This is a genomic window from Pseudoalteromonas rubra (genome assembly GCF_005887095.1).
GTDB lineage: Bacteria > Pseudomonadota > Gammaproteobacteria > Enterobacterales > Alteromonadaceae > Pseudoalteromonas > Pseudoalteromonas rubra_E.
In genome coordinates this window covers 1-1,186 of record NZ_PNCI01000121.1, presented here as the reverse complement: position 1 = coordinate 1,186, position 1,186 = coordinate 1, and the positions used below count along the sequence as shown (strand labels likewise).

The 1,186-nt window shown below is 47.6% G+C and carries 1 protein-coding gene; it reads right to left on the bottom strand.

The window, feature by feature from the left end; all coding sequences use genetic code 11:
* Position 1: 1 nt before the first annotated feature.
* A complete protein-coding gene (gene tuf, locus CWB99_RS23565; protein WP_010387468.1) occupies positions 2-1,186 on the bottom strand; it encodes an elongation factor Tu in 1,185 nt (394 codons plus the stop codon).

The following is a 1,186-nucleotide window of genomic DNA, read 5'->3' as shown; positions in this document are numbered from 1 at the left end:
ATTACTCAACGATAGTTGCAACAACACCAGCACCAACTGTACGGCCACCTTCACGGATCGCGAAACGTAGACCTTCGTCCATCGCGATTGGAACGATTAGCTCAACAGTCATCTTGATGTTGTCACCAGGCATTACCATTTCTACGCCTTCTGGCAGCTCAACGTTACCAGTTACGTCAGTTGTACGGAAGTAGAACTGTGGACGGTAGCCTTTGAAGAATGGAGTGTGACGACCACCTTCATCTTTAGACAGTACGTATACTTCTGAAGTGAACTTAGTGTGTGGGTTGATTGAACCAGGCTTACAAAGAACCTGACCACGCTCAACTTCATCACGCTTAGTACCACGTAGAAGGGCACCGATGTTCTCACCTGCACGACCTTCGTCAAGCAGCTTACGGAACATTTCAACACCTGTACAAGTTGTCTTCGTAGTTTCTTTGATACCTACGATTTCAACTTCGTCGTTCACGTTGATGATACCAGCTTCAACACGGCCAGTTACAACTGTACCACGACCCTGGATTGAGAATACGTCTTCGATAGGCATGATGAACGGCTTATCGATGTCACGCTCTGGCTCTGGGATGTAAGAATCTAGTGCTTCTGCAAGCTCAACGATCTTGTCTTCCCACTCTTTCTCGCCTTCAAGCGCTTTAAGAGCTGAACCCTGGATTAGAGGCAGGTCATCACCTGGGAAGTCGTACTCAGAAAGAAGTTCACGAACTTCCATCTCTACTAGCTCTAGTAGCTCTTCGTCGTCAACCATGTCACATTTGTTCATGAATACGATGATGTAAGGTACACCAACCTGACGAGAAAGTAGGATGTGCTCACGTGTTTGAGGCATAGGACCGTCAGTTGCAGCAACTACCAGGATCGCGCCGTCCATCTGAGCAGCACCAGTGATCATGTTTTTAACGTAGTCAGCGTGTCCAGGACAGTCAACGTGCGCGTAGTGGCGAGTTGGAGTGTCATACTCAACGTGTGAAGTTGAGATTGTGATACCACGCTCACGCTCTTCTGGAGCGTTATCGATTGATGCGAAGTCTTTCGCTTCACCACCGTATACTTTTGCAAGTACGTTAGTGATTGCTGCAGTTAGGGTAGTTTTACCGTGGTCAACGTGGCCGATAGTACCAACGTTAACGTGCGGTTTCGAACGTTCAAACTTTTCTTTTGCCAT